We start from the raw sequence: 23060 nt of genomic DNA, 5'->3' as shown, positions 1-23060 counted from the left end.
TCCGTGGGATTCTGGTCTGAACCCCGCTGACCCGGCGGCCTGTGTGCCGTTGTTCCGTGTCAGTGGTGGCGCATTATAGGGAGTTATTTCTGCCTGACAAGAGGAAATTTAAAATAATTTCTCAAGTGCCTGGTATTTACCCAAAACGCCATTAAACCGCCAGTTTTTCGAGCGTTTCAAAGCCATAACGCTGTAAAACGGGTAATAATTGTTCAGCTCCTGGCGTCATTGCCATGCAATAAGCAATATTGGCATCGGTTGATTTCGCATCCGGCGCTTCATGTTCCAACAGCCAGGCTGTACGACGCGCTATCGCCGCGCCGGAATCCACTAACCGCGTCCCTTCGGGCAGGACTTGCAAAAGCTCGTCCCGTAATAGAGGGAAATGCGTACACCCCAGAACGACCGTGTCAGGCGGCTCCGGCATTCGTAGCCATGGGCGTAATATACGGCGCAGTTCTTCCAGCGATACCGAATCGCCATGTAATTTAGCTTCCGCCAGTTCCACCAGTTCTGCCGACCCCAACATCGCTATCTGACATTCATTGGCGAAGCGCGCAATCAGCTCGTGAGTATAAGGACGTTTGACCGTGGCTCTCGTCGCCAGTAGCCCGACGACGCCATTGGCGGTAAGCCGCGCCGCTGGTTTAATCGCAGGCACAACGCCCACCACCGGGAAGGCAAACTTTTCACGTAATGCGGGAAGTGAGACCGTACTGGCGGTATTACAGGCAATCACCGCCAGTGAAAGGGGATAGCGCTGCTGTACCGCAGTCACAATCTCGACAACGCGCTCAACGATAAACGTTTCGCTCTTTTCCCCGTAGGGGAAAGCCACGTTATCGAAAGCATATATATAGTGGAGATCCGGCAGGAGCCGCCGAATCTCATCATAGACCGACAATCCACCGACGCCGGAATCAAATACCAGCACGGTGGGACGTGGTTCAGAAGGTGTAGCTGCCAGACAAGGTGTATTCTCGTCCTGCAGTTTGGTAGCCATAAACTGTCTCGTAATCTTTGTCGAACAGGTTGGCTATTTTACCACGAACTGTCAGATGTGAGGTGACCGGATATGCAACCGTAAGATCCCATAAACTGACGCCGCCCATTTTTACTGTCCGGTATGGGTAAGCGGAGTAATCCGAATCATAGCGGGAACCAAGGTATTGATATGTCACCCCCCAGTCAAAATCGTAAACGTCCCAGTCAAGTTGATATTTTGCCATCTGTTTGGAACGCCGGGGTAATGGCGTATCGGTAATCGCATTACGCGCATCAACGTAATCATAACTGACCGTATGCGTTAACGGTCCGGTATCGAAATTCGCCGTCGCCTCAATACCTTTAATACGCGCCTTACCTTCGTTGTAATATTTTTGCAGATGATCGTCATAATCGATCATGTCATTAATATCGTTACGATAACCTGAAATACGCCAGCTGACGCCAGCGGTGAGCCCTTCAAATGCGCCTTCCCACTGTTTACTCTTTTCAGGATTCAGGTTCGGATTACCGTAATACCCATACAGCTGGCCCAAATTAGGCGCTTTGTAGGAGGTTCCGTAGGAGGCAATAAAGCGATAACCTTCTATAAACTCCCATCCCGCGCTGGTTTGCCATGTACCGTGACGACCAAACTGGGAGTTGTCATCACTGCGCGCCGCCGCTTCCAGGGTGAAGTCACCCAACTGTTGTAATCCTGTCAGGTAAACCCCGGTATTACGCTGGTCATATCCCTCGGGCACATAGCCGGTACCTGGCGTGGTAGTCTGTTTCTGCCAGTCTACGCCCGCCCCAACATTACCGTGCCCCACAACCACACTGTTGGTCCATTGAACATTGTACTGTTTCATCTCATCCAGCGTGGCGGAGGTATCATACCGACCATAGTGCGGATCATAGTTGTAATCTTTACTGTGGCTATAGCTTGAAACTAGCTGAGACTGAATACGTTCGCCATTAAAGCGCAGCCCGGCGTCCCAGCTTTGGCTATAAAGTTTGCGTGTATCAATCAGCGGCGAGCCCGGCGAGTAATAGGCGTCGTAATCGGTACGGTTATCGTAGCCATAACCACGCACGAATCCGCTCCAGCGATCAGAAAAGGTATGCTCTAACGCGCCATAAAGCGTTTTACTCAAAAAGCCGTCCCGGTCAGGCTGCGCCTGCATCCCGGTACCGCCTTTCGCTACCACGTCAAACCCTTTGGTGTATTCGTAATCGCCGATCAACGTCGCCCGCGTGTTTTCGCCAAGTTGCTGTTGCGTCGAGAGGTCGTAATTCTGGTAGCTATTGCTTCCCCATCCAGCGGTTAATTCTGTGCCTGGGTTATCGCGCGTCGTAATGATATTCACTACGCCGCCGATAGCATCGGAACCATAAATAGCGGAACGCGGACCGCGAATATATTCAATGCGCTGTACCAGCGACACCGGGAACTGGCTGAGATCGGCGGACCCGCTCACGCCTGCTAAATTCAGACGCACGCCGTCAATCAATACCAGTACATGGCTGGAGTTGGTGCCGCGAATGAAAATGGAGGAGTTTTGTCCGGTGCCGCCGCTCTGCGCAATATCGACGCCAGGCAAACGGCGTAGAACATCATTTACGGAGGTCGATTGCCAGCGTTCAATATCCTGACGCGTCACGATGGTAACGGGCGCCAGAACCGCGCTGCGCGGCTGCTGAAAACGGTTGGCGGTGACAACCAGTGTATCCGGGCTAGTGTCCTGCGCCCAAGCTGAAAAGGCCGTGACGGAGAACGCCGTCAGCAGCGTAGCTTTTTTAATCATTGTAAAGCATCCACAATATAAGAAGGATGCCGCAGGCTTCATCGATAGTACGCGATGATGAAAAACCAGATGCGACGTTAGCCGGCAGGTCTTCGGGCTTGGAGGGTTATCCGTTGACTGGATAGCAGAAATGATGACTTCCCGCCGGAGGCAGTGTCTGCTTACGCTCTCATCTCACCTTTCCTTACCGCTGCGCGTCAGCTCCAGATTTTCACTGGATTCCCTATTAACTCACAGGACCGGCCCACGGATGCTACCGTCTGTCACAACACCCTGTCCAGACCGCGCATCACAAATCAGAAATCATCAATAGCTGGACATCCACTGAGCAATCCCTACAATCCCCGCGTACTTTTATTATTCAGGATGCGATATGACCCCCGAACATCTTCCGACAGAACAGTATGAGGCGCAGCTGGCCGAAAAAGTGGCGCGCTTGCAGAGTATGATGGCGCCGTTTTCTGGCCTGGTTCCGGAAGTATTTCGCTCGCCGGTCAGTCACTATCGTATGCGTGCGGAATTTCGCCTGTGGCATGACGGCGATAACCTGTACCACATTATGTTTGATCAGCAGACCAAAAGCCGGATTCGCGTTGACACCTTCCCGGCGGCCAGCCAACTGATTAATACCTTAATGAAGGCGATGATTGCCGGCGTGCGCGATAATCATGCACTGCGGCATAAGCTGTTCCAGATCGATTATCTCACGACCTTGAGCAACCAGGCGGTAGTGTCGTTGCTGTACCATAAGAAGCTGGACGAAGAGTGGCGTGAAGCCGCCACTGCGTTACGCGATGCTTTACGCGCGCAAGGTCTGAACGTACACCTGATTGGCCGGGCTACTAAAACCAAGATCGAATTGGATCAGGATTATATTGATGAGCGTCTGCCTGTGGCAGGTAAAGAGATCATCTACCGCCAGGTCGAAAACAGCTTTACGCAGCCAAACGCCGCCATGAATATTCAGATGTTAGAGTGGGCGCTGGAGGTGACGAAAGACTCAAAAGGCGATCTGCTTGAGTTGTATTGCGGCAACGGCAATTTTTCTTTAGCGCTGGCGCGCAATTTTAACCGCGTGCTGGCAACCGAAATCGCCAAACCGTCCGTCGCTGCCGCACAGTACAATATTGCCGCTAATCATATTGATAATGTGCAAATTATTCGCATGGCGGCGGAAGAGTTTACCCAGGCGATGAACGGCGTTCGTGAGTTTAACCGCCTGCAGGGGATCGACCTGAAGCGCTATCAGTGCGAAACCATTTTTGTCGATCCGCCGCGCAGCGGTCTGGACAGCGAAACAGAAAAAATGGTGCAGGCTTATCCACGTATTCTGTACATTTCCTGCAATCCGGAAACGTTGTGCAAAAACCTGGAAACGTTAAGCCAGACGCACACGGTGTCTCGCCTGGCGCTATTCGATCAGTTCCCGTATACGCATCATATGGAATGCGGGGTATTACTCACCGCAAGGTAAAATGTACGTCGGATGGCCGGTTATACCGCCATCCGGCATTCGCACACTACTCCGCGGTGTCCTGCTTGCGGTTACGCAGCTTAAAGCCAATCCAGAATACCAGAATCACCGACAGCACCGCCGGGAAGAAATTAGAGCCGATATCCGGATATTCTGCACGCACGACAGTGCTATACAGTAAAACGCCAAGAATGAAACAAGCGGCGGCCAACCCCGGCAAACCTACCGGCATAGTACGATTTTGGTAGCGCTGATGCAGGCAATATACCGTCAGTACCAGCGAGATAACCGGGAATACGGAGAACGGCACAATAGCGCTAAACAGCGCCGCGAATGTGCCGTTAATCGATAAGCCAGCGATGAGCGCCAGCAACAGCGTACCTTTATCTTGACCTGACTGTTTCATTACTCGTCCTTCACGTTATTCGGAATGATGTGCTATTTTCTCTTGCTCACGGCGATACCAGTAATACGCCCCTTTCGCAATCATGCGCAGTTGCAATACCAGCCGCTCTTCTAATTGCCGACGCTGTTCAGCGCCGATGTCCAACGCCTCTGCGCCCGCGCTAAAGACAATAGTCACCATCGCTTCGGCCTGGGCTTCAGTAAACGCGCGCGGCATATGGTTTTCGAGTTCCAGATAGTCGGCAAGTTCCGCAATAAAATGCTGAATCTCCCGCGCGACGGCGGCACGAAACGCCGCGGAAGTGCCGGAACGCTCGCGCAACAACAGACGGAAGGCGTTGGGATTGTTGCCGATAAACTCCATAAATGTAGAGACCGACGTGCGAATGACGCTGCCGCCTTTCGCGATACGCTGTCGCGCCTGACGCATCAACTGACGCAGCATCAGACCGCTTTCATCCACCATCGTTAGACCGAGTTCATCGACATCGCGAAAATGACGGTAAAACGACGTTGGCGCAATGCCCGCTTCACGCGCCACCTCACGCAAACTCAGGCTGGCGAAACTTCGCTCAGCGCTCAGTTGGCTGAATGCGGCTTCCACCAGCGAACGCCGGGTTTTTTCTTTTTGTTGCGCTCTAACACCCATCACAATGTCTGAATCCTTCCATATGCCTTATTCGGCACTATACCAGAGAATAAAAGTAACGGGTTCACACTGGATTGTGAATGATTGTTTACAGACAGTTTGTGCTCCGGCTTCGCAAAAAAGCACAACGATAATTGGGTTAAAGCTGGGCAAATGTTATCATCGTGTTTATTTTATGTATAAAAACAGGTGAGTAATACCATGCCACATTCCTGGGATTATGATGCAGTCGTCATAGGGTCAGGCCCCGGCGGTGAAGGCGCTGCAATGGGTCTGGTTAAGCAAGGAGCACGCGTCGCGGTGATTGAGCGTTATCATAACGTTGGCGGCGGATGTACCCACTGGGGCACCATTCCATCCAAAGCCCTTCGCCACGCCGTCAGCCGCATTATTGAATTTAATCAAAACCCGCTCTATAGCGACCACTCCCGTCTCCTTCGTTCTTCTTTCGCCGATATCCTTAATCATGCCGATAACGTGATTAATCAACAAACGCGTATGCGTCAGGGGTTTTATGAGCGTAACCACTGTGAAATCTTGCAGGGCAACGCCCATTTTATTGACGAACATACCCTGGCGCTGGAATGCCATGACGGCACGGTTGAAACCCTGACGGCAGAAAAATTTGTTATTGCCTGTGGTTCGCGTCCTTACCATCCCAATGATGTGGATTTCTCGCATCCGCGCATTTATGACAGCGACTCAATCCTGAGTCTCCACCATGAACCGCGCCACGTTATTATTTACGGCGCAGGCGTTATCGGCTGCGAATATGCGTCCATATTCCGCGGTATGGATGTGAAAGTGGATCTGATCAACACCCGCGATCGCCTGCTGGCCTTTCTCGATCAGGAGATGTCCGACTCTCTCTCTTACCATTTCTGGAATAGCGGCGTGGTTATTCGCCACAATGAAGAGTATGAGAAAATCGAAGGCTGCGATGATGGCGTCATCATGCACCTGAAATCCGGCAAAAAACTGAAGGCTGACTGCCTGCTCTATGCTAATGGCCGTACCGGTAACACCGATTCGCTGGCGCTGGAGAATATTGGTCTGGAAACAGACAGCCGTGGACAGCTCAAAGTCAACAGTATGTACCAGACCGCCCTGCCGCACGTCTATGCGGTGGGCGACGTGATTGGCTATCCCAGTCTGGCCTCCGCCGCCTACGATCAGGGGCGTATTGCAGCGCAGGCGCTGGTGAAAGGCGAAGCGACCGCGCATCTTATCGAAGATATCCCCACCGGGATTTATACCATTCCGGAAATCAGTTCTGTCGGCAAAACCGAGCAGCAGTTAACGGCAATGAAAGTGCCTTACGAAGTGGGCCGCGCGCAGTTTAAGCATCTGGCGCGAGCGCAAATCGTCGGCATGAACGTCGGCACGCTAAAAATTCTCTTTCACCGCGAAACCAAAGAAATTCTGGGGATTCACTGCTTTGGCGAACGCGCCGCCGAAATTATTCATATCGGCCAGGCGATCATGGAGCAGAAAGGTGGCGGTAACACCATCGAATACTTCGTTAACACCACCTTTAACTACCCAACCATGGCGGAAGCTTATCGGGTTGCGGCGTTGAACGGCTTAAACCGCCTGTTTTAACGCCTTGTCGAAATGTCCATCCATTGCGCCACGGATGGCCTCTGCCAGTTGCTCATAACGGCTACGCAGCGGCGATCCCGGGCGATAAACCAGCCCCACGGTACGACGCGGCTCCGGCTTAATGCATGGCAGATAAACCACGCCGTCGCGCTTACGCTCCTGCGGTACGGCCAGCGCGGGGAGTAGTGTAATACCACTGCCCGCCGCCACCATGTTGCGCAGCGTTTCCAGACTGGTCGCCCGGAAATGGGTATCTTCATCCGCTCCCGCTTCAAAACAGAACCCCATCGCCTGATCGCGCAGACAGTGGCCATCTTCCAGCATCAGCAATTTCTCGCCCGCCAGATCGGACATCGGCACGCGATCGCGATTCGCCCACGGATGATCTTCATAAATAGCCAGCATCATGGGCTCATCAAACAGCGGCACTTCGATAAACGCCTCGCTCTCTTTCACCAGCGCCAGAATAGCGCAGTCAAGCTTGCCGCTATCGAGTTGCGCTAACAGCTGGTGCGTTTGCGCCTCATGCAGATACATTTCCAGCTTCGGGAAAGTCTGGTGCAACATTGGAATGATAAGCGGCAGCAAATAGGGACCAATTGTTGGGATTAAACCAATATGCAGCGGGCCGGACATCGTCTCGCCTTGTTGGCTTGCCATCTCCTTGAGCACCTTGACCTCACGCAGTACGGTACGCGCCTGATCCACCAGCAGTAAGCCCGCCTGGGTAAACAGCACCTTACGGCTCGTACGCTCCAGCAGCATAACGCCCAGCTCATCTTCCAGCTTACGTATTTGCCCACTAAGGGTTGGCTGGCTGACGTGACAGGAGTCCGCCGCTCGCCGGAAATGGCGATGTTCGGCTAACGCCACCAGATATTCAAGATCACGAATATTCATTATTCATCCTCCGTCGCCACGATAGTTCATGGCGATAGGTAGCATAGCAACGAACGATTATCCCTATCAACCTTTCTGATTAATAATACATCACAGAACGGAGCGGTTTCTCGTTTAACCCTTGAAGACACCGCCCGTTCAGAGGGTATCTCTCGAACCCGAAATAACTAAAGCCAACGTGAACTTTTGCGGACCTCTGGTCCGCTTTTTTTTGCGTAAAAAAGCCCGGCGTCGCTGATGCTCGGCCGGGCAGTATTACCTGATGGCGCTACGCTTATAAGGCCTACAACGCGAGGCGCACCTTCGCATCGTCGATGGCCTGCGCCACCTGCTGCGGAGAAACGCCGCCTTTTGCCGCCCGTTTATCCAGACACGACTGCAAAGACAATATCGGATACACATCGTCGCCAATCACGCGGCTGAATTTCTGTAAATCGGCCAGCGGCAACGCTTCCAGCGGCTTACCCTGGCGAATAGCTTCTACCACAGCTTCGCCGACAATATGGTGCGCTTCGCGGAACGGCACGCCTTTCGCGACCAGGTAATCCGCCAGCTCGGTGGCGTTGGCATACCCCTGTTGCGCCGCGTCCTGACAACGTGGGCGTTTCACCTGAATACCGTCCAGCACCAACGCCGCCATATGCAGGCAGTCAAGCCAGATATCGAGCGCATCGAACAGCCCTTCTTTGTCTTCCTGCATATCTTTGTTATACGCCAGCGGCAGACCTTTTAAAGTCATCATCATGCCGGTTAGCGCCCCTTGTACGCGACCGCACTTACCGCGAATCAGCTCCAGCGCGTCCGGGTTTTTCTTCTGCGGCATTAACGATGAACCGGAAGTCACGCGGTCAGAAAGCTCTACAAAGCCCGCTTCACCAGAATTAAAGAAAATCAGATCTTCCGCGAAACGTGACAGATGCACCATGCCGATAGCCGCATCAGAAAGCAGTTCCAGTACGTGGTCACGATCGGACACGCTGTCCAGGCTGTTGCGGGTCGCAGACGTGAAGCCCAGCCAGCCTGCCAATTGTTCACGGTCAATTTCATAGGCCGTTCCCGCCAACGCGCCGCAGCCTAGCGGACTCACGTCCAGACGTTTAAGCGTGTCCTGCAGGCGGCTTTCATCGCGCGCCAGCATTTCGACATACGCGAGACACCAGTGGGCGAAAGTCACTGGCTGCGCGCGTTGCAGATGGGTATATCCCGGCATTACCGCGTCCTGGTTCGCCTGCGCGGTTTCCACCAGCGCGCTCTGTAGCTGGCGGTTAGCGGTGAGCAGTTCCATCACCGTCTCTTTGCACCACAGTTTCAGGTCCGTCGCCACCTGATCGTTACGGCTGCGCCCGGTGTGCAGCTTTTTACCCAACTGACCCACTTTGTCGATGAGCTTACCTTCCACCCAGCTATGGATATCTTCCGCATCGCTTTGCAGGATTTGCTGCGGATTCGCGCGAACCTCTTCCAGCAGCACGTTCAGCGCTTCTTCCAACTGTCGTTGCTCATCGGCAGTCAGTACGCCTACCGTGACCAATGCTTTGGACCAGGCCACAGAACCGACAATATCCTGCTCCGCCAGACGGTAATCGAAGCGCAACGAATCATTGAATTGTTTAAACCGTTGGTCTGCCGCCTGTGTAAAACGCCCACCCCAAAGTGCCATAATAGACTTCCTTAAATTCTTCGAATTTCACTGCCGGATAGCGCTACGCTTATCCGGCTTACAATTTCTGTTCACGTAGGCCCGATAAGGCGCAGCCGCCATCGGGCGAACAAATAGTTAAGCCAGAATACGCGTGCCAATCGGCGTGCCGTTAAACAGCGCCGGCAATTGTTCCGCATGACGCCAGGAAGCAATATCCACCGGACGACCCAGCGCCCGCGCAGCATCGAGAGCCGCATTCACTTTCACAATCATCCCGTCGGTAATAATGCCCTGGTCGATAAGCTGTTCGGCTTTGGACGCCGTCATTTCGGCGATACGCTGGCCTTTGCCGTCCAGAATACCGCTCACGTCAGAAAGCAGGATCAGATCGGCCCCCAGCGTCGCCGCCAGCGCGGTTGCCGCCTGATCGGCGTTGACGTTCATCAGTTGGCCGTCGTCTGTTACGCCAATGGAGCTGACCACCGGCAGAAAGCCGTTTTCCAGCAACATGTTAATCAGCTTCGGCGACCCCGGTTGCGCCAGCCCGACGTGGCCTAACGCTTCATCGAGTTGGGTCACGTTTACGCTGTCGCCATCGCCCAGAAACAGACCAACAGAGGCGATATGGTGTTTCTTCGCCCAAGCCAGCAGAGTTTTGTTAGCGGTTCCCGCCAGCGCACCGGTAATGATGCCAATCTGATCGGCAGGCGTCACGCGCAGGCCGTCTTTCTTTTTCACTGGCAAATTAAGCCCTTTCATCAGCTCATCCACCACGCAACCGCCGCCGTGAACAATCACCAGCGGACGCTGATGGGACTCACGATAGTTGACCAGCGCGGTAAAAAGACGTTCCAGAGCCTCTTCGCTATCCAGTAATACGCCACCCAGCTTGATAATTAATGGATTCATCATTTCACCCTTAAATAAGAGACTGCGTTTCAGCGAAGCCAAAACGAATATTAGCGCACTGCACCGCCTGCGCCGCTGCGCCTTTCAACAAGTTGTCTTCGGTTGCCACCACAATCAGATGTTCGCCCTGGACGGCAAAACCAATATCGCAGAACGGCAGCCCGACGACGTTCTTTAACGCCGGAACGCCTTTGTCATACAGGCGCACCAGCGGTTTGTCGCCATAGGCTTTTTGCAACACGTCGGCGACCTGCGCATGGGTTACTCCCGCTTTCAGGCGGCAGGTAATGGTTTCCAGAATCCCGCGCGGGAAATTCCCCAGATGCGGGGTGAAGATGACCTCCGCGCCCAGATGGGCAGCGATTTCCGGCTGATGACGATGCGTAAACACACCATACGGTTGCAAACTCACTTCACAGAAACTGTTCGATATTGCCGCCTTGCGCCCCGCGCCGCTCACCCCGCTGGTGGCATTAATTACCGGCCACTGCGTCAGATCGAGAAGCCCGCCGTCAATCAGCGGTTTTAGCGACAACTGCGCTGCGGTTGGATAGCAACCAGGAACCGCAATCAGATTCGCCGTGTTCAGTTTATCGGCATTCCACTCCGCCAGACCGTACACCGCCTGCTCCAGCAGCTCAGGATACTGATGAGTAAATCCGTAATACTTTTCATAGAAGGCGCGATCGTTTACCCGAAACGCGCCGGAAAGATCGAATACGACGCATCCGGCCTGTAAAAACTGCGGCGCCAGATCGTGGCTCACTTCATGCGCTGTCGCCAGGAACACCACATCAACATCTGCGCTAAAGTCACGTACATCCGACATCGGTTGCAATGGCAGGTCAACAATCCCTTTTAACTGCGGATGTAAATCAGAAATTAACTTTCCTGCATCATTGCTTTGCGCTGAGACGGTCAAAGCGGTTATGGTCATATGTGGGTGGCGATTTACGTAGCTTACAAGCTCTGCGCCCGCATAACCGCTAGCGCCTACAATCAGCGTATTCAACATCGGGTTCCTTTATGCTCAACGTTAATGTATTTTTATTCATAATTAATGCATGAATATTGATACTATCATGACCTGAGGTGTGTCAACAATGAAAAACGTTTTACCGCCATTTATCGAGATTTACCGCGCTCTGATTGCCACACCGTCGATAAGCGCAACCGAAGAATCCCTGGATCAAAGTAATGCGTCTTTAATCACTTTGCTTGCAGGCTGGTTCAGCGATCTTGGTTTCAACGTAGAGGTTCAACCGGTTCCAGGAACGCGAAACAAATTTAATATGCTCGCCAGCACCGGACATGGCGCGGGCGGTTTGCTGCTGACCGGCCATACCGACACAGTTCCCTTTGATGACGGACGCTGGACGCGCGACCCGTTCACGCTGACCGAGCACGACAATAAGCTCTATGGTCTGGGCACTGCGGATATGAAAGGCTTCTTCGCTTTTATTCTGGACGCGCTACGTGACGTTGACGTCACAAAGTTGAAAAAGCCGCTCTACATTCTGGCGACCGCCGATGAAGAGACCAGCATGGCGGGGGCGCGTTATTTTTCCGAAACCACGGCATTACGTCCGGACTGCGCGATCATTGGCGAACCGACGTCGTTGCAACCGATACGCGCGCACAAAGGGCATATCTCTAATGTCGTTCGCGTCCTGGGGCAGTCCGGTCATTCCAGCGACCCGGCGCGTGGGGTTAACGCCATTGAACTGATGCACGATGCGATTGGCCATATCATGCAACTGCGTGACTCGCTGAAAGCGCGGTATCACTACGAGGCGTTTACCGTTCCGTATCCAACGCTGAATCTGGGCCATATCCACGGCGGCGATGCCTCAAACCGTATCTGCGCCTGCTGCGAATTGCATATGGATATTCGTCCACTGCCGGGCATGACGTTAAACGACCTTAATGGACTGCTTAACGACGCGCTGGCTCCGGTAAGCGAACGCTGGCCGGGCCGCCTGACGGTGGCGGAATTACATCCGCCGATTCCAGGTTACGAGTGTCCACCGGACCACCAACTGGTTGAAGTAGTAGAAAAACTGTTGGGAACAAAAACCGACGTGGTGAACTACTGTACTGAAGCGCCGTTTATGCAGACATTATGCCCAACGCTGGTGCTTGGTCCGGGCTCAATTAATCAGGCGCATCAGCCGGATGAATATCTCGAAACGCGTTTTATTAAGCCAACCCGGGAATTGATTACCCAGGTAGTACACCATTTTTGCTGGCATTAATGCATATTGCCCGGTGACACGATGTTTACCGGGCCTCCCCCGTCTTGTAGGCCGCATAAGCGCAGCGCCATCCGGCATCTCTACGCCACATGTTCATAAGCATTTCTTATTTGGCACGATGCGAATTAACTTTAATAAATTACCGCCATTTTTTCGTTTGCTGAACCGATTTCGCAGTAATTGACGCCACGGGTTTTACGTGGCTTTATAAAAGACGGCTAAAAAGCAAAGTCAGAAAAATTTCACGTCACAGCAAGGCGGCAAACGAGCCCATTCCGCAGAACTAGCATACGGGCGAGCGCAGCCACTGCCGCTGTGGCATGAAAGAGACAGGGCAATTACATTAAAGATGGGGTGTCTGGGGTCATATGAACGAACAATATTCCGCGTTGCGTAGTAATGTCAGTATGCTCGGCAAGGTGCTGGGAGAAACCATCAAGGATGCGCTGGGAGAGCACATTCTTGATCGCGTAGAAACAATCCGTAAGCTATCCAAATCTTCACGCGCCGGCAATGAAGCTAATCGCCAGGAGCTGCTCACCACGCTACAAAATTTGTCTAATGACGAGCTGCTGCCAGTTGCGCGCGCGTTTAGTCAGTTCCTGAACCTGGCCAATACTGCCGAGCAATACCACAGCATTTCGCCAAAAGGCGAAGCCGCCAGCAACCCGGAAGTGATTGCCCACACTCTGCGTAAACTGAAAAACCAACCGGACCTCAACGACGCAACCATCAAAAAAGCGGTAGAGTCGCTGTCTTTGGAGTTGGTGCTAACCGCCCACCCGACAGAAATTACCCGCCGTACGCTTATTCACAAGATGGGGGAAATCAATAACTGTCTGAAACAGCTTGATAATACCGATATCGCCGACTACGAACGCCACCAGGTGATGCGTCGCCTGCGCCAGTTGATTGCCCAATCCTGGCATACGGATGAGATCCGCAAGCAGCGCCCAAGCCCGGTGGATGAAGCCAAATGGGGCTTCGCCGTGGTTGAGAACAGCCTGTGGCAGGGCGTACCTAACTATCTGCGTGAACTGAATGAACAACTGGAAGAAAATCTCGGCTACAAATTGCCGGTGGATTTTGTGCCGGTACGTTTTACCTCCTGGATGGGCGGCGACCGAGACGGCAACCCGAACGTGACGGCGGAGATCACCCGCCACGTACTCTTGTTAAGCCGCTGGAAAGCCACCGATCTGTTCCTGAAAGACATTCATGTCCTGGTATCAGAACTGTCGATGGTCGACGCCACGCCGGAGCTGCTGGCGTTAGTGGGCGAAGAAGGCGCGTCTGAGCCGTATCGCTACCTGATGAAAAAATTGCGCGCCCGTCTGATGGCGACCCAGTCCTGGCTGGAAGCGCGTCTGAAAGGCGAGAAGCTGCCCAAACCGGCTGGCCTGCTGACGCAAAACGAGCAGCTCTGGGAACCTCTGTACGCCTGCTACCAGTCGTTACAGGCCTGTGGCATGGGCATTATCGCCAACGGCGAGTTACTCGACACGCTCCGCCGCGTGAAGTGTTTCGGCGTACCGCTGGTGCGTATTGATATCCGTCAGGAGAGCACCCGCCATACCGAAGCGCTGGGCGAAATTACCCGCTACCTCGGTATTGGCGACTACGAAAGCTGGTCGGAAGCCGACAAGCAGGCCTTCCTGATCCGCGAGCTGAACTCCAAACGTCCGCTGCTGCCGCGTAACTGGGAGCCGAGCAACGATACCCGCGAAGTGCTTGAAACCTGCAAGGTTATTGCCGAAGCGCCAAAAGGGTCGATCGCCGCCTACGTGATTTCTATGGCGAAAACGCCGTCTGATGTGCTGGCTGTGCATTTGCTGCTGAAAGAGGCAGGTATCGGCTTTGCCATGCCGGTCGCACCGCTGTTTGAAACCCTCGACGACCTGAACAATGCCGACGACGTGATGACCCAGTTGTTGAATATCGACTGGTATCGCGGGCTGATTCAGGGTAAGCAGATGGTCATGATCGGCTACTCCGACTCGGCAAAAGACGCCGGCGTTATGGCCGCGTCATGGGCGCAGTATCAGGCGCAGGACGCCCTGATCAAAACCTGTGAAAAAGCCGGCATCGAGCTCACTCTCTTCCACGGCCGCGGCGGCTCTATTGGCCGTGGCGGCGCGCCAGCCCACGCGGCGCTGCTTTCGCAACCGCCAGGCAGTCTGAAAGGCGGTCTGCGCGTGACCGAGCAGGGCGAGATGATCCGCTTCAAATACGGCCTGCCGGAAGTCACCGTCAGCAGCCTCTCGCTCTACACCAGCGCAATTCTGGAAGCAAACCTGCTGCCGCCGCCGGAACCGAAAGACAGCTGGCGTCATATTATGGATGAGCTTTCCGTCATCTCCTGTGAAACCTACCGCGGTTACGTGCGCGAAAATAAAGACTTTGTACCGTACTTCCGCTCCGCGACGCCGGAACAAGAGCTGGGCAAATTGCCGCTCGGCTCACGTCCGGCGAAACGTCGTCCAACTGGCGGCGTCGAATCGCTGCGCGCGATTCCGTGGATCTTCGCCTGGACGCAAAACCGCCTGATGCTGCCAGCCTGGCTGGGCGCGGGTACTGCGCTGCAAAAAGTGGTGGAAGACGGTAAACAAAGCGAACTGGAAGCCATGTGCCGCGACTGGCCGTTCTTCTCCACGCGTCTTGGGATGCTGGAAATGGTGTTCTCGAAAGCCGACCTGTGGCTGGCCGACTATTACGATCAGCGCCTGGTGGCGAAAACGCTTTGGCCGCTGGGCAAAGAGCTACGAGACCTACTGGAAGAAGACATTAAAGTGGTGCTGGCGATTGCCAACGATTCGCACCTGATGGCCGACTTACCGTGGATTGCGGAGTCCATTCAGTTAAGAAACGTTTATACCGATCCATTAAACGTGTTGCAGGCCGAATTGCTGTATCGTTCCCGTCTGACTGAAGAGCAGGGCAAATCGCCCGATCCTCGCGTCGAACAGGCGTTGATGGTCACGATTGCGGGCGTCGCCGCCGGTATGCGCAACACCGGCTAACGCCAAAAGAAAGCCGCCCTCACGCAGTTATGTGGGGGCGGCATGAAATACTGCTGTCATCCTCGTCATTTTTTCAATATATTCCTGTCTGCATTTATAAATCTTTCTTAGCAAAACGTGCGGCATAAAGCAGGTTTGCTTCAGATTCTTTTAAGGTTCAGGCGTTACGTTTGGCGCTACGATTAAAGACAGGCTCTCATTATGCAATCCACATTACTCCAGACTAAACCCGCGTTTAGCTGGAAAGCCCTGGGCTGGGCACTGCTCTACTTTTGGTTCTTTTCCACCCTCCTGCAGGCCATTATTTATCTCACCGGATACAGTGGGACAAACGGTCTGCGGGATTCGCTACTGTACAGCTCACTATGGCTGATCCCGGTCTTTTTGTTTCCAGGCCGCATCCGGGTTATTGCTGCCGTTATTGGCGTCGTACTCTGGGCCGCCTCGCTGGCGGCGCTGAGCTATTACGTAATCTACGGGCAGGAGTTCTCGCAAAGCGTGCTGTTTGTGATGTTTGAAACCAACGCCAATGAAGCCAGCGAATATTTAAGCCAATATTTCAGTCTGAAAATTGTTCTTGTCGCGCTGGCTTATACGGTGGCGGCGATTTTGCTGTGGACACGTCTGCGCCCGGTTTATATTCCATCCCCCTGGCGTTATCTGGTGTCGTTTGCCCTGCTGTACGGGCTGATCCTCCATCCCATCGCGATGAATACCTTTATCAAGCATAAGTCGATGGAGAAAACGCTGGATAGCCTGGCGTCACGAATGGAACCCGCCGCTCCGTGGCAATTTATTACTGGCTACTATCAGTACCGTTTACAGCTCGCCTCGCTGAATAAACTGCTGAATGAAAACGATGCCCTGCCGCCGCTGGCTAACTTCCAGGACCACTCCGGCGATGCGCCGCGCACACTGGTACTGGTGATTGGCGAATCGACCCAGCGTGGCCGTATGAGTCTGTACGGTTATCCGCGCGAAACCACGCCGGAACTGGACGCGCTGCATAAAACCGACCCCGGGCTGACCGTGTTTAATAATGTGGTAACTTCGCGACCGTACACCATTGAGATCCTGCAACAGGCGCTAACGTTCGCGGACGAAAAGAACCCGGACTGGTATCTGACGAAGCCATCGCTGATGAATATGATGAAACAGGCCGGGTATAAAACCTTCTGGATCACTAACCAGCAGACGATGACGGCGCGTAATACCATGCTGACCGTGTTCTCTAAGCAGACTGATAAGCAGTTCTATATGAACCAGCAGCGCACTCAAAGCGCGCGCGAATATGACAGCAACGTGCTGGCGCCGTTTAAAGCGGTGTTAGCCGACCCGGCGCCGAAAAAATTCATTATTGTGCATCTGCTGGGAACGCACATTAAATACAAGTTCCGCTATCCAGAAAACCAGGGCAAGTTTGATGGTAAAACCGACCATGTTCCGCCGGGATTAAGCAGCGACGAACTGGAATCGTATAACGATTACGACAACGCGAACCTGTATAACGACTATGTTGTCGCCAGCCTGATTAAGGACTATAAAGCGACCGATCCGAACGGTTTCCTGCTCTACTTCTCCGACCACGGTGAAGAAGTGTATGACACGCCGCCGCATAAGACGCAGGGACGAAACGAAGATTCGCCAACCCGTCATATGTATACGGTGCCGTTCCTGCTGTGGACCTCAGAGAAATGGCAGGCGGCGCATCCGCGCGACTTCTCACAGGATGTCGATCGTAAGTACAGCAGTTCCGAGCTTATCCATACCTGGTCGGACTTAGCGGGCCTGACCTATGATGGTTACGACCCGACGCGTTCCATCACCAACCCGCAGTTCAAAGAGACCACGCGCTGGATTGGCAACCCGTATAAGAAAAACGCGCTGATTGATTATGATACGTTGCCGTATGGCGATCAGGTCGGTAATCAATAGCCTGTATGTTGCCCGATAACGCTAACGCTTATCGGGCCTGGCGTTCTTCTCTCCCGTAGTCCGGATAAGGCGCAAAGCGCCGCTATCCGGCAATAATTGCTTGAGGACATCGGTTTTCGACGTTACTGTTTCCTCTGTTTGCGATCGGCAGGGGATTATCATGTATCACGACGTCAGCCACCTTCTCTCCCGTCTCATCAACGGCCCGCTGCCGCTGCGCCAGATTTATTTTGCCAGCGCCAGCGGCCCAGCGCCGGAACTGGCGTACCAGGTGGATTTTCCGCGGCTGGAGATTGTGCTGGAGGGCGAGCTTACTGACATGAGCATTACCGCCCCGCTCATTCCTTGCGATGTTCTCTACGTTCCGGCTGGCGGCTGGAACATCCCGCAGTGGCAAACGCCCGTCACCACCCTGAGCATTCTGTTTGGCAAACAGCAGTTAGGTTTCAGCGTGGTCTACTGGGACGGTCAGCAGCATCAAAACCTCACGAAACAGCACGTTGCGCGCCGTGGCCCGCGTATCGGCTCGTTCCTGTTACAAACGCTTAATGAGATGCAGATGCAGCCGCAAGAGCAGCAAACGGCCAGATTGATTGTCGCCAGCCTACTAAGCCATTGCCGCGATCTGCTCGGCAGCCAAATCCAGACCGCCTCCCGTAGCCGTGCGCTTTTTGAAGCCATTCGGGAGTATATTGATGAACGCTACGCCGCGCCGTTGACGCGCGAATCGGTAGCACAGGCGTTTTATATCTCGCCAAATTACCTCTCGCACCTGTTCCAGAAAACGGGAGCCATCGGCTTTAACGAATACCTGAACCATACGCGACTGGAACACGCCAAAACGTTGCTGAAGGGCTATGACCTGAAAGTGAAAGAGGTGGCGCACCGCTGCGGCTTTGTCGACAGTAACTATTTCTGCCGCCTGTTTCGCAAAAATACGGAACGTTCGCCTTCGGAGTATCGCCGCCAGTATCACAGCCAGCTAACGGAGAAATAATCCACACGCCAATAAAGAGAATACAGTAGATAAAACGCGCATTTACTGGATTATTGTAATATCAATGCAAAAACCTCACTCCCCCACATGGCATACAACAGCACGTTATACGTTAATCATCACCAACTTGTGAAGTAAATCACACTTTACCAAGAGCATCACATTTGTCCAGTTTTTGGCAGATTTGTCACATAGCGCATCCGGGGCACGCTCCTTTATCCTGTCCATAACGAAAACTCACGAAGAGAAAGACTATGGAACTCTATCTGGATACCGCTAACGTGGCGGAAGTTGAACGTCTGGCGCGCATTTTCCCGATTGCCGGCGTCACCACCAATCCAAGCATTGTGGCAGCCAGCAAAGAATCTATCTGGGATGTGCTGCCCAGGCTGCAAAACGCCATCGGCGAAGAAGGCACTTTATTTGCGCAGACCATGAGCCGCGACGCGAAAGGGATGGTGGAAGAAGCCAAACGGCTGAATAACGCCATCCCCGGCATTGTGGTTAAAATTCCGGTAACCGCCGAAGGCCTTGCAGCGATTAAATTGCTGAAAAAAGAAGGCATCGTGACGCTGGGCACCGCCGTCTACAGCGCGTCGCAGGGCCTGCTGGCGGCGCTGGCGGGCGCAAAATATGTCGCTCCCTACGTCAACCGCGTTGATGCGCAGGGCGGCGATGGCATTCGTATGGTTCTGGAGCTGCAAACGCTACTGGAACATCACGCGCCCGACAGCATGGTACTGGCGGCCAGCTTTAAAACGCCGCGGCAGGCGCTGGATTGCTTACTGGCAGGTTGCCAGGCGATTACCCTTCCTTTAGATGTAGCGCAACAAATGCTCAATACGCCTGCGGTAGAGTCAGCAATAGAGAAGTTTGAGCAAGACTGGAAAAACGCTTTTGGTAATCTGAACCTGTAGGAGAGAAATGTATGGATCGCATTATTCAGTCACCAGGTAAGTATATTCAGGGTGCAAACGTCATCGCGCGTCTTGGCGATTATTTAAAACCAATGGCGAACAACTGGCTGGTTGTGGGCGATAAATTCGTGCTGGGATTTGCCGAAGAGACGCTGCGCAAAAGCCTGACGGATGCCGGTTTGTCAGTAGAAATCGCCCCGTTTGGCGGCGAATGTTCGCAAAATGAGATCGACAGGCTGCGCGCCGTCGCCGAAAAAAGTCAGTGTGGCGCCGTACTGGGTATCGGCGGCGGTAAAACGCTGGATACCGCCAAAGCGCTGGCGCACTTTATGAACGTCCCGGTCGCTATCGCGCCGACCATCGCCTCTACCGACGCACCGTGCAGCGCACTCTCGGTTATTTATACCGATGCCGGTGAGTTTGACCGTTATCTGCTGCTGCCGCATAACCCGAATATGGTCATTGTCGATACGCAGATAGTGGCGGGCGCGCCGGCGCGTCTGCTGGCAGCCGGTATCGGCGATGCGCTGGCGACCTGGTTTGAAGCGCGCGCCTGCTCACGCAGCGGCGCCACCACAATGGCGGGCGGCAAGTGTACACAGGCCGCGCTGGCCCTGGCGGAGCTATGCTATAACACGCTGATCGAAGAAGGCGAAAAAGCCATGTTGGCCGCCGAACAGCACGTCGTCACGCCAGCGCTGGAACGTGTCATCGAAGCCAACACCTACCTGAGCGGGGTCGGTTTTGAAAGCGGCGGTCTGGCCGCAGCGCACGCGATTCATAACGGTTTAACGGCGATTCCGGATGCGCACCACTATTATCACGGGGAGAAGGTCGCTTTCGGTACGCTGACGCAACTGGTGCTGGAAAACGCGTCGGTCGAAGAAATCGAAACCGTTGCTGCGCTGTGCCATTCCGTTGGCCTGCCGATTACGCTGGCGCAACTGGATATTAAGCAGGATATCCCGGCCAAAATGCGCATCGTCGCGGAAGCCTCCTGCGCAGAAGGTGAAACTATTCATAACATGCCTGGCGGCGCAACGCCGGATGAAGTGTACGCCGCGCTGCTGGTCGCCGACCAGTACGGTCAACGCTTCTTGCAGGAATGGGAATAAGGTCGGCTTGCAATGAAAAATCCCCGCAATTGCGCGGGGATTTTTTTGCCCGGTGGGCATATGAGACGGTAGGCCGGATAAGCGTTAGCGTCATCCGGCATAAGATTTACAACAGATCGAAACGGTCCAGGTTCATCACTTTCACCCATGCCGCGACGAAGTCCTTCACAAACTTCTCGTGCGCATCGCTACACGCGTAAACTTCCGCCAGCGCGCGCAGTACGGAGTTGGAACCAAACACCAGATCGGCGCGGGTTGCCGTGTATTTTACCTCGCCAGTCAGGCGATCCCGGCCTTCGAACAGCTCATTAGCGTCGTCGGTGGGCTTCCACTCGTAACGCATATCCAGCAGATTAGCGAAGAAGTCAGTGCTGAGCACGCCCGGTCTGTCGGTAAAGACACCGTTCTGGCTGCCGTCAAAGTTGGTTCCCAGCACACGCATCCCGCCAACCAGTACCGTCATTTCCGGCGCGGTCAACGTTAACTGCTGCGCTTTATCAATCAACAGCGATTCGGTCGTCGACACATCCAGACGCGCACGATAGTTACGGAATCCATCGGCAATCGGTTCAAGCAGCGAGAACATCTCGATGTCGGTCTGATCCTGACGCGCATCCACCCGGCCCGGCGCAAAAGGTACGCTGATGCTGACACCCGCAGCAGCGGCCGCCTGCTCGATACCGACCACGCCCGCCAGCACAATAATATCGGCCAGCGAGGCTTTATTCGTCGTTTTCTGGAGCGCTTCTAATACCGGCAGAACGCGAGCCGCAACGGCGTTGACCTCCCAGTCGCGCTGAGGCGCTAATGCCAGACGCGCGCCGTTAGCGCCGCCACGCTTATCGCCGCCGCGGAAAGTAGACGCGGATGCCCAGGCAACCGAAACCATCTCGCTAATAGAAAGCCCGGATGCAGCGATCGCCGCTTTCAGGTTGATAATGTCTTCCTGCGTTGGCTGGTAGAGCGGTTGCGGCAACGGGTCCTGCCAGATCAGATCTTCTTTCGGCACTTCCGGTCCGATGTAACGCGCTTTTGGTCCCATATCTCTGTGCGTCAGTTTGAACCAGGCACGAGCAAAGGCTTCATTAAAGGCCTGTGGATCGTTAAGGAAACGACGGGAAATCTTCTCGAACTCCGGATCAAAACGCAGCGTCAGGTCGGTGACCAGCATGGTTGGCTTACGTTTTTTCGACGGATCGAACGGGTCCGGGATGATATCCGGCGCGTCTACCGCTTCAAACTGGATAGCGCCAGCCGGACTACGGGTTTGTACCCACTCATATTTGAACAGGTTCTCGAAGAAATAGTTGCTCCACTGGGTCGGCGTCTGCGTCCAGACCACTTCCAGCCCGGAGGTAATAGCATCCGCGCCAACGCCGCTACCATAGCTGCTGGCCCAACCTAAGCCCTGCGCTTCAATCGGCGCGGCTTCCGGATCGGCCCCTACATGGGATGCTGCTGCCGCGCCGTGGGTTTTACCGAGGGTATGCCCGCCAGCGATCAACGCCACGGTCTCTTCGTCGTTCATCCCCATATTGCCAAAGGTAGCGCGAATAGCGGCGGCGGCAGAAAGTGGTTCGCCGCTGTGATCCGGCCCCTCCGGGTTAACGTAGATAAGGCCCATCTCGGTCGCGCCCAGCGGCGCTTTTGCCAGCGCTTCAGGGTGTCGGTGAGTCAACCAGGCTTTTTCATCGCCCCAGTTCACATCCAGATCCGGTTCCCAGACATCTTCACGCCCGGCGCCGAAACCGAAGGTACGGAAGCCGGAGTTTTCCAGCGCCACGTTACCCGCCAGAATAAACAGGTCGGCCCAGGAAATTTTCTGGCCATATTTCTGCTTAATCGGCCACAACAAACGACGCGCCTTATCCAGGCTGACGTTATCCGGCCAGGAGTTAAGCGGCGCAAAACGCTGTTGACCACGACCCGCGCCGCCACGACCATCAATAGAACGGTAGGTGCCAGCGCCATGCCAGGCCATACGAATAAACAAACCGACATAGCTGCCCCAGTCGGCGGGCCACCACGGTTGTGAATCGGTCAGCAGCGCCTTGAGATCCCCTTTCAGGGCGGAGTAGTCTAACTTGCTAAACTCTTTGCGGTAGTCAAAGTCTTCGCCCAGCGGGTTAGAACGGTTGGAATGTTGATTCAAAAGATCCACACGAAGCTGGTTCGGCCACCAGTCGCGGCTGGCAGTCCCTGCGCCTGCGCTTCGGTCATGCCCCCCCTGATGGAAAGGACATTTTCCAGTGGATAACGTGTTATGGGTATCGTCGGTCGTGCTCATATCTCAGCTCCCTTTTAAAGTGTTACCGTTACGATATACACCAGGAGCAAATAGATATAGTTGAATTAATCCACAGATTCGATAGCTAATACCTTTTATATTTTTAGTTACAGAGATGTAGATCAATATGAGTTGTAATAAAGCTCCCGGCAGGGAGCTGG

Annotated in this window: 17 protein-coding genes and 1 riboswitch; of the genes, 8 read left to right on the top strand and 9 right to left on the bottom strand. The window is 54.1% G+C overall.

Translation table 11 applies throughout. The annotated features are described in order from the left end of the window. Nucleotides 1-151: 151 nt before the first annotated feature. Both murI and btuB read right to left on the bottom strand, forming a co-directional pair. On the bottom strand, nt 152-1003 hold the full coding sequence (murI, locus tag AAYN39_RS01660; RefSeq protein ID WP_000201804.1) for a glutamate racemase: 852 nt from the start codon (nt 1001-1003) through the stop codon (nt 152-154). Further along, nucleotides 948-2792 (bottom strand): TonB-dependent vitamin B12 receptor BtuB, encoded by a 1845-nt coding sequence (gene btuB, locus AAYN39_RS01655; RefSeq protein ID WP_000591414.1) that lies wholly within the window; start codon nt 2790-2792, stop codon nt 948-950. The genes murI and btuB overlap by 56 nt, the downstream gene beginning before the upstream one ends. 65 nt (nt 2793-2857) lie before the next feature. Next, nucleotides 2858-3051: riboswitch (cobalamin riboswitch) on the bottom strand. 114 nt (nt 3052-3165) lie between these two features. Here btuB and trmA point away from each other — a divergent pair. Next, nucleotides 3166-4266, top strand: a complete 1101-nt coding sequence (gene trmA / locus AAYN39_RS01650; protein WP_000186987.1) for a tRNA (uridine(54)-C5)-methyltransferase TrmA — start codon at nt 3166-3168, stop codon at nt 4264-4266. A 46-nt stretch (nt 4267-4312) separates the two neighbouring features. Here trmA and AAYN39_RS01645 read toward each other — a convergent pair whose 3' ends face one another. Together AAYN39_RS01645 and fabR are read right to left on the bottom strand one after the other, a co-directional pair. Next, nucleotides 4313-4672 carry a YijD family membrane protein gene (locus AAYN39_RS01645; RefSeq protein WP_000813838.1) on the bottom strand — a complete coding sequence of 120 codons (360 nt, stop codon included), beginning with the start codon at nt 4670-4672 and terminating at the stop codon, nt 4313-4315. A 15-nt stretch (nt 4673-4687) separates the two neighbouring features. Beyond that, nucleotides 4688-5323, bottom strand: a complete 636-nt coding sequence (fabR, locus tag AAYN39_RS01640; RefSeq protein WP_000971958.1) for an HTH-type transcriptional repressor FabR — start codon at nt 5321-5323, stop codon at nt 4688-4690. A gap of 198 nt (nt 5324-5521) precedes the next feature. Between fabR and sthA the strand changes: the two genes are divergently transcribed. Further along, complete coding sequence (gene sthA, locus AAYN39_RS01635) at nt 5522-6922, top strand: Si-specific NAD(P)(+) transhydrogenase (protein ID WP_001120789.1); 1401 nt, start codon at nt 5522-5524, stop codon at nt 6920-6922. Here sthA and oxyR read toward each other — a convergent pair. The 4 genes from oxyR to argC form a co-directional block, all read right to left on the bottom strand. Then, nucleotides 6905-7822, bottom strand: coding sequence for a DNA-binding transcriptional regulator OxyR (oxyR, locus tag AAYN39_RS01630; RefSeq protein ID WP_001025919.1), 918 nt, complete (start codon nt 7820-7822; stop codon nt 6905-6907). The genes sthA and oxyR overlap by 18 nt on opposite strands. A gap of 283 nt (nt 7823-8105) precedes the next feature. After that, nucleotides 8106-9482: an argininosuccinate lyase gene (argH, locus tag AAYN39_RS01625; protein WP_001230038.1), complete on the bottom strand. Its 1377-nt coding sequence runs from the start codon at nt 9480-9482 to the stop codon at nt 8106-8108. A 117-nt stretch (nt 9483-9599) separates the two neighbouring features. After that, nucleotides 9600-10376, bottom strand: a complete 777-nt coding sequence (argB, locus tag AAYN39_RS01620; protein WP_001575262.1) for an acetylglutamate kinase — start codon at nt 10374-10376, stop codon at nt 9600-9602. Nucleotides 10377-10383: 7 nt separating this feature from the next. Further along, a complete protein-coding gene (gene argC / locus AAYN39_RS01615; RefSeq protein ID WP_000935332.1) occupies nt 10384-11388 on the bottom strand; it encodes an N-acetyl-gamma-glutamyl-phosphate reductase in 1005 nt (334 codons plus the stop codon). An 88-nt stretch (nt 11389-11476) separates the two neighbouring features. Between argC and argE the strand changes: the two genes are divergently transcribed. The 6 genes from argE to AAYN39_RS01585 all read left to right on the top strand — a co-directional run bounded on the left by argE (nt 11477) and on the right by AAYN39_RS01585 (nt 20612). Beyond that, a complete protein-coding gene (gene argE, locus AAYN39_RS01610) occupies nt 11477-12628 on the top strand; it encodes an acetylornithine deacetylase (RefSeq protein WP_000800208.1) in 1152 nt (383 codons plus the stop codon). Nucleotides 12629-12996: 368 nt separating this feature from the next. Next, entirely contained in the window at nt 12997-15648 is a 2652-nt protein-coding gene (ppc, locus tag AAYN39_RS01605; RefSeq protein WP_001005544.1) for a phosphoenolpyruvate carboxylase, read from the top strand. A gap of 201 nt (nt 15649-15849) precedes the next feature. Next, nucleotides 15850-17583, top strand: coding sequence for a phosphoethanolamine transferase CptA (locus AAYN39_RS01600; RefSeq protein ID WP_001192092.1), 1734 nt, complete (start codon nt 15850-15852; stop codon nt 17581-17583). A gap of 160 nt (nt 17584-17743) precedes the next feature. Further along, a complete protein-coding gene (locus AAYN39_RS01595; RefSeq protein WP_000274601.1) occupies nt 17744-18580 on the top strand; it encodes an AraC family transcriptional regulator in 837 nt (278 codons plus the stop codon). A 254-nt stretch (nt 18581-18834) separates the two neighbouring features. Further along, entirely contained in the window at nt 18835-19497 is a 663-nt protein-coding gene (gene fsa, locus AAYN39_RS01590) for a fructose-6-phosphate aldolase (protein ID WP_000424865.1), read from the top strand. A gap of 11 nt (nt 19498-19508) precedes the next feature. Further along, nucleotides 19509-20612, top strand: coding sequence for a glycerol dehydrogenase (locus tag AAYN39_RS01585; RefSeq protein ID WP_000374033.1), 1104 nt, complete (start codon nt 19509-19511; stop codon nt 20610-20612). Between the two features lie 106 nt (nt 20613-20718). Here AAYN39_RS01585 and katG read toward each other — a convergent pair whose 3' ends face one another. Beyond that, nucleotides 20719-22899: a catalase/peroxidase HPI gene (gene katG / locus AAYN39_RS01580; RefSeq protein ID WP_000108110.1), complete on the bottom strand. Its 2181-nt coding sequence runs from the start codon at nt 22897-22899 to the stop codon at nt 20719-20721. Between the last annotated feature and the right edge of the window lie 161 nt (nt 22900-23060).

The sequence above is a fragment of the Salmonella sp. K21076 genome (assembly GCF_039650795.1).
GTDB lineage: Bacteria > Pseudomonadota > Gammaproteobacteria > Enterobacterales > Enterobacteriaceae > Salmonella > Salmonella enterica.
The sequence above is the reverse complement of the archived record's forward strand: the minus strand, read 5'-3'. Positions and strand labels throughout refer to the sequence as shown.